The 5,747-nt window shown below is 72.6% G+C and carries 6 protein-coding genes; 4 read left to right on the plus strand and 2 right to left on the minus strand.

The genetic code is table 11. From position 1 onward, the window contains the following. Nucleotides 1–1,267, plus strand: a 1,267-nt coding sequence (locus tag Q0L11_RS12385; protein WP_296597612.1) for a HAMP domain-containing sensor histidine kinase, incomplete at its 5' end; no start/stop codon positions are given. A gap of 12 nt (nucleotides 1,268–1,279) precedes the next feature. Here the strand turns inward: Q0L11_RS12385 and Q0L11_RS12390 are convergent. After that, the gene (locus Q0L11_RS12390; RefSeq protein ID WP_296597613.1) at nucleotides 1,280–2,131 is read right to left on the minus strand and encodes a hypothetical protein; all 852 of its coding nucleotides are present in this window, start codon (nucleotides 2,129–2,131) and stop codon (nucleotides 1,280–1,282) included. Nucleotides 2,132–2,302: 171 nt separating this feature from the next. Between Q0L11_RS12390 and Q0L11_RS12395 the strand changes: the two genes are divergently transcribed. From Q0L11_RS12395 to Q0L11_RS12405, 3 genes are all read left to right on the plus strand, one after another. Further along, nucleotides 2,303–2,635, plus strand: a complete 333-nt coding sequence (locus tag Q0L11_RS12395) for a DUF1491 family protein (RefSeq protein ID WP_296597614.1) — start codon at nucleotides 2,303–2,305, stop codon at nucleotides 2,633–2,635. A 129-nt stretch (nucleotides 2,636–2,764) separates the two neighbouring features. Then, nucleotides 2,765–3,787 carry an ATP-dependent DNA ligase gene (locus Q0L11_RS12400; protein ID WP_296597615.1) on the plus strand — a complete coding sequence of 341 codons (1,023 nt, stop codon included), beginning with the start codon at nucleotides 2,765–2,767 and terminating at the stop codon, nucleotides 3,785–3,787. A gap of 80 nt (nucleotides 3,788–3,867) precedes the next feature. Beyond that, nucleotides 3,868–4,884, plus strand: a complete 1,017-nt coding sequence (locus tag Q0L11_RS12405; RefSeq protein ID WP_296597617.1) for an NAD(P)-dependent alcohol dehydrogenase — start codon at nucleotides 3,868–3,870, stop codon at nucleotides 4,882–4,884. Between the two features lie 25 nt (nucleotides 4,885–4,909). Here the strand turns inward: Q0L11_RS12405 and Q0L11_RS12410 are convergent, their stop codons facing one another. After that, nucleotides 4,910–5,551, minus strand: coding sequence for a glutathione S-transferase family protein (locus Q0L11_RS12410; protein WP_296597618.1), 642 nt, complete (start codon nucleotides 5,549–5,551; stop codon nucleotides 4,910–4,912). Nucleotides 5,552–5,747 lie beyond the last annotated feature (196 nt).

Genomic DNA, 5,747 nt, shown 5'->3' on the forward strand with positions numbered 1-5,747 from the left:
CGCCGCCGCGGTCTCGGCGATGGACGGCCTGCTCCTGCCGCTGCCCCACGCCGCGCCGGCGCTGGCGCCCTGGCTGGGCCTGCTGGCCCTCGGCACCGTCACGCTCGGCTTCGCGGTCGGCCTCATCGGCGTCCAGGGCGTGGCCCAGCGCGAGGTCCGCCGCAGCAGCCGCGCCGACCAGGTGCTGGCGCTGCTGGAAGGCCAGCCGCTGCTGCTGTCCCTCGTCGAGCGCAGCGGCCGCGTCCTGCTCGCCGCCGGCGCCGCCGTGGCCGGCGAGTCCCCCGCCCACCTGGAAGGCCGCAGCCTGGGCCATCTCGTGGCCGACGACGACCTGCCGCTGCTCGCCGCGGCCCTGCACGCCGCCGCCCGCGAGGGCCGCGCGTCGGTCTACGTCACACCCAAGGATGAGGCCGAAGGCTCGCTGGAGATCATGCTCCGCGCCGCCGGCCCAGACCGCTACGTGGCCGCCGTCCGCGACGCCCGCGACCAGGCGCAGCGCGAACGCCGCCTGGAGGCCGAGCGCGTCACCGCCGAGCAGCAGAACGCCGGCAAGTCGCGCTTCCTCGCCAACATGAGCCACGAGCTGCGCACGCCGCTGAACGCCATCATGGGCTTCTCGGACATCATGCGGCAGCGCCTGTTCGGCCCGCTGGGCGACCGTTACGCCGAGTACGCCGAGCTGATCCACGAGAGCGGCACGCACCTCTTGGAACTCATCAACGACGTGCTCGACATGTCGAAGATCGAGGCCGAGAAGTTCGAGCTCAGCCTCGAGACCTTCGACGCGCGCGACGCCGTCTCCGCCGTCCTGCGCCTGATGCGCGGCCAGGCCGACCGGGCCGGCGTCCACCTGCGCGGCGTCCTGCCCATCGGCCCGCTGTACGCCGACGCCGACAAGCGGGCGGTCAAGCAGATCGCCCTGAACCTGATCTCCAACGCCCTGAAGTTCACGCCCCGCGGCGGCTCGGTCACCGTCACCGTCCAGGGCGCCGGCGACGTGCTGGAGCTGGTGGTCGCCGACACCGGGGTCGGCATCGCCCAGGACGACCTGCTGCGCCTCGGTCGGCCCTACGAACAGGCCGGGGACGCCGAGCAGCGCGCGGCCGGCTCGGGCCTCGGCCTGTCGCTGGTGCGCGCCTTCGCCCGCCTGCACGGCGGCGAGATGACGGTGGAAAGCGCGATCGGCGAGGGCACGACCGTCACCATCCGCATGCCGGTCCTTACCGCCGAGGCGATGGAGCATCCTCGCCTGCGCAAGGCAAACTAGCGGGCGTTCGACCTACCGCGACGCGACCTGCAGGAAGGCGCGGCCCGCCGCGAAGTCCCCGACCTCCACATAGGCCGTGCGCACGCGCTCGCCCGGGAACAGGAATTCCACCGCCACCGCCTCGCGCGGGTCCAGGTCGGCCAGCGCCTGGGCGGCCGCCACCGGGAACCGGAACGCCCACCCGCCTTCCGAGCCTTTCGGCAGCAGCAGGTCGTCGGCCTCGCTGCGCGCCTCGGCCAGGAAGGCGCGGGTCGCGCCCCGAGGGGGCAGTTTGCGGCTCAGCGGCTGGTTGCGGGCGCGGGCGTCCAGGTACGGGCCCAGCGTCCGCGTCCCGTCCCGCAGGACCAGCCGCGCCGCATAGGGCGTCTGCTCGTCGGTGAATTCGGCCACGGCCACCAGGGCGTTGGCGCCCTCTCGCCCCGCCAGGCCGAAGGTCATGCGGCCGCCGCCGAACGTCGCGTCCTGGGCCAGCCGCCAGCGCGCGTTGCGCCCGGTGCCCCGGTCGGCGCGCCAGTCGGCCACGTCGCCCGGATAGGTCATGCGGGTCAGCCGCGAATAGCCGGAATAGGCCTGCTGCACCCGCGCGGCCTGGGCCAGCAGCGGGCCGCTCTTGCAGTCCAGGCCGGCGGCATAGGATCGCGCCGCCGCCTCGCGGGCGGCCAGCGTGCGCGGGTCGGCGCCCGCGCGCAGGGCCGCGCCCCGCGCCTGCGCGGCGCCCGAGGCCAGCGCCGCCGACACCTGGGGCGTGAACAGGTTGCAGCGGCTGTCGGCCGCCGTCATGGCCGCGCGCTCGAAGAACAGGTCGGCCGGCTGCGCGTGCGCAGCAGCGGGCAGCGCGGCGAGCGCGGCTGCGGTCGATCCCATCCAACGAAACGCCGGCCGCGCGCTTCTGCGCGTGCGGGTCATGCGTCCACCATCTGGCGCGGCCTTTTCCGGCCGTCTGAAGGGTCCGGCTTAGTCCGATGTGGTTGAGGGGCGGTGGACGGAGAGGGTTAACGATTTCACGCTCGCGCGAGACGCGCTAACTCGGCAGGCATGCTGCTTTCCACCGACATCTGGGTCGGCGCCCTCATCCGTCGCGTCGAGATCGGCGGCGGCTTCGCCGTCGTGGCGCGCAAGGGCGACCCGCGCGCCGGCGCCGTGCTGGTCAAGGTGCTGAACCGCTCCACCGGCGAGGCGCGGCTGCTCTCAGAGGCCACCCGCGGCGACGGCGAGCGCATCTGGATGGAGCCCGCCGCCTCGCGCGAGGAGCCCGACCTCGACCGCTACATCGAGCGCGCCGTCCGCATCGACCCCGACGTCTGGGTCGTCGAGATCGAGGACCGCGAGGGCCGCCACTTCCTGGTCGAGCCGGTGGAGAAGGGCTGAGCCGGCGCCGATCTGGCCTGGCTGACGGAAGAGCTGGGCGTCCGCCGCGGCAAAGCGCTAGCCCATCCCTGGACGGGCGCTCGTCGCCGGCCGGTGGAACGCGGCCGGGCGGGCGCGCCTTCTGACGGGATGCTCTCCGACCTGCCGATCCCGCTGGACCTGCCCACCATGGAGGCGAAGCTCGTCGAGACGATCCCGGACGGCCCGGGCTGGCGCTTCGAGCCCAAGTGGGACGGCTTCCGCTGCCTCGCCTACCGCTCGGGCGGCGAGGTGCTGCTGAAGGCCAAGTCCGGCAAGCCGCTGAACCGCTTCTTCCCCGACATGGTCGCCGCCGTCCTCGCCCTGCCGGCCGACCGCTTCGTCGTCGACGGCGAACTGACTATCGACGTGGGCGGCCGCCCGTCGTTCGAGGCTCTGCAGATGCGCCTGCACCCCGCCGAGAGCCGGGTCCGCAAGCTGGCCGCCGAGCAACCGGCGGTCTTCCGCCTGTTCGACTGCCTGACGGACGCTCGGGGCGAGCCGCTCGTGGAGGCTCCGCTCACCGATCGCCGCAAGGCCCTGGAAGCCCTCTTCGAGCGCTTCGGCAAGGCGCCGGCCTTCGCCCTGTCGCCCGGGACCATCGACCGCGACGAGGCCTGCCGCTGGCTTGAGGACCGGACCGCCGCCCTCGACGGCGTCGTCGCCAAGCGCCTCGACGGCCCCTACGTCCCGGGCGAGCGGGCCATGCTGAAGATCAAGAAGATCCGCACCGCCGACTGCGTGGTGGGCGGCTTCCGCTATGCCGAAGGGACGAAGGAGGTCGGCTCGCTGCTGCTGGGCCTCTACGACGACGACGGCCGCCTGCACCACGTGGGTTTTACTGCGACGATCAAGCACGCCGAGCGGCCGGCCCTGACCAGGACGCTCCTGGCGCTGAAGGGCGAGGGGTTCACGGGCGACGCCCCCGGCGGCCCCAGCCGCTGGAGCACCGATCGTACCGCCGAATGGGTCGCCCTCCGGCCCGAGCTTGTGGTCGAGGTGCGCTACGACCAGGTCACCGGCGGCCGCTTCCGACACGGGACGCGCCTGGTCCGCTGGCGTCCCGACAAGGCGCCCGCCCAGTGCACGATGGAACAGATCGACCCCGCGCCGGCCCGCCCCATGGCCGGCTGACGAGGTCGCGCCCCGTCTGTCCTTGCCAGGGCGCGGCGGGCTCCCCTAATCCGGAAGACCCCACTGGATGCGATCCCGCCATGCGCGCCTACCGTTTCGACAGCTTCGAGAGCCTGGAGGCCCTGCGCCTGCGCGAGGAGCCCGATCCCCGGCCCCAGCGCGGCGAGGTGCTGGTCCGCGTCCACGCCGCCTCGCTGAACTTCCGCGACCTCGCCATCCTGCGCGGCCGCTATCCGCGCAAGGCGGTCCCCGGCCACATCCCGCTCAGCGACGCCGCCGGAGAAGTGGTGGCCGTGGGCGAGGGCGTCCGCGCGTTCAAGCCGGGCGACCGGGTGATCGGCGCCTTCCACCCGCGCTGGTTCGGCGGCGAAATGCCAAGCACCATCCAGGTCGACAGCTACGGCGCCGAGAACGACGGCTGGCTCTGCGAGCTGAAGGCGCTCAGCCAGGAGGCGGTCGTCCGTTTGCCCGACGCCCTCTCGTGGGAGGAGGGCAGCACCCTGCCGTGTGCCGGCCTGACCGCCTGGTCCGCCCTCGCCGGACCCACGCCCATCCGCGCCGGCCACACCGTGCTGGTGCAGGGCAGCGGCGGCGTCTCGATCTTCGCCCTGCAACTGGCCCGCGCATTGGGCGCCACGGTGATCGCCACCACGTCCAGCGAGGCCAAGGCCGACCAGCTCCGCGCCCTCGGCGCCGCCCACGTGGTCAACTACGCCCAGGATCCCGAGTGGGGCCGCAGCGTGCGCGCCCTCACCGGCGGTCGGGGTGTCGATCGGGTCGTGGAAGTCGGCGGCCCGGGAACCATCGGCCAGTCGCTGCGCGCCGTGGCCGTCGGCGGCGAGATCGCCTCCATCGGCTTCCTCAGCACCGAGAACCCCGGCATCGACTTCTTCCAGCTCAAGATGAGCGGCGCGTCCTTCCGGAACATCACCGTGGGCGACCGCGCCGCCCTCTCCGACCTGGTCCGCGCGGTCGCGGCCACGGGCCTGAAGCCCATCGTCGACCGCGTCTTCCCCTTCGAGGAGGCCCGAGACGCCTTCGCCCACCTGGAAAGCGGCGCACACCTCGGCAAGGTGGTGGTCCGCTGCGCGAGCTGATCCAACCCGCCCGGAACGCGGCGGATCAGCCTCCGACCGTCGCCGCCCATTCCTTGGTGGCGGAGCAGGTGTCCATCGCCCGGCGATAGCTGTCCCGCCCCGTCGTCCGGGCCACATAGGCCGCCTCGGCGTCGCCCAGCGTGTAGCCGCCCGCCCGCTTGGCCAGCAGCAGGGCATAGGTCACCGAGATGTCCGCCGCGGTGAACGCCTCGCCCGCCATGTAGGGCGCCCGCGCCAGTTGCCGGTTCACCAGCGAAAGCCGGCTCTTGAAGGTCCAGAGGGCCTGCCGCGCGCTGAAATTGTCCCGCTCCGCTTCGGGCGCCATGTTGCGCGCGCCGACCACGAAATAGATCGAGGCCGCCAGCCCCGCCTCGCCCAGGTGCAGGAACTGCTGGTAGTCGGGGAAGGTGGGATCCTGCGGCGGAGGCGCCAGGGGCGTCGGCCCATATCGCGCCATCAGGTACTCCATGATCGCGATGGACTCGACCATCACGACCTCGCCGTCCTGCAGCGCCGGGATGAACCCCGCCGGGTTCACCTTCAGGAACTCGGTGTCGTTCTCGACGCCGGCCAGCAGGTCCACGGGCCGCATTCGATAGGGCAGCCCCATCTCTTCCAGCAGCCAGACGACCCGGAAACCCCGGCCTTCCCCATAGACGGTGATCATGCGCGCACTCCTTCACACCCGCGGCATGATCTCGAACTGCTTCCTAAATGCAATCGGTTTGACGCGTCTGCATTCGAAGATGCGTGCGACAGGTGTTGCGCCCGCGACATGAGCGACCGCTTCTGACGTAGGCGCATGTTTCACTGCCGGCATGGACGCCCTGCCGCAGCCCATCGACGCCGATCCTGCCGAGGCC

Source organism: Phenylobacterium sp. (assembly GCF_024508875.1).
Lineage (GTDB): Bacteria > Pseudomonadota > Alphaproteobacteria > Caulobacterales > Caulobacteraceae > Phenylobacterium.

Excerpts from the sequence above, each read along its gene's own strand:
- Q0L11_RS12390 (WP_296597613.1), bottom strand. The coding sequence starts at position 2,131 with ATGGGATCGACCGCAGCCGCGCTCGCCGCGCTGCCCGCTGCTGCGCAC.
- Q0L11_RS12395 (WP_296597614.1), top strand. The coding sequence starts at position 2,303 with ATGCTGCTTTCCACCGACATCTGGGTCGGCGCCCTCATCCGTCGCGTC.
- Q0L11_RS12400 (WP_296597615.1), top strand. The coding sequence starts at position 2,765 with ATGCTCTCCGACCTGCCGATCCCGCTGGACCTGCCCACCATGGAGGCG.
- Q0L11_RS12405 (WP_296597617.1), top strand. The coding sequence starts at position 3,868 with ATGCGCGCCTACCGTTTCGACAGCTTCGAGAGCCTGGAGGCCCTGCGC.
- Q0L11_RS12410 (WP_296597618.1), bottom strand. The coding sequence starts at position 5,551 with ATGATCACCGTCTATGGGGAAGGCCGGGGTTTCCGGGTCGTCTGGCTG.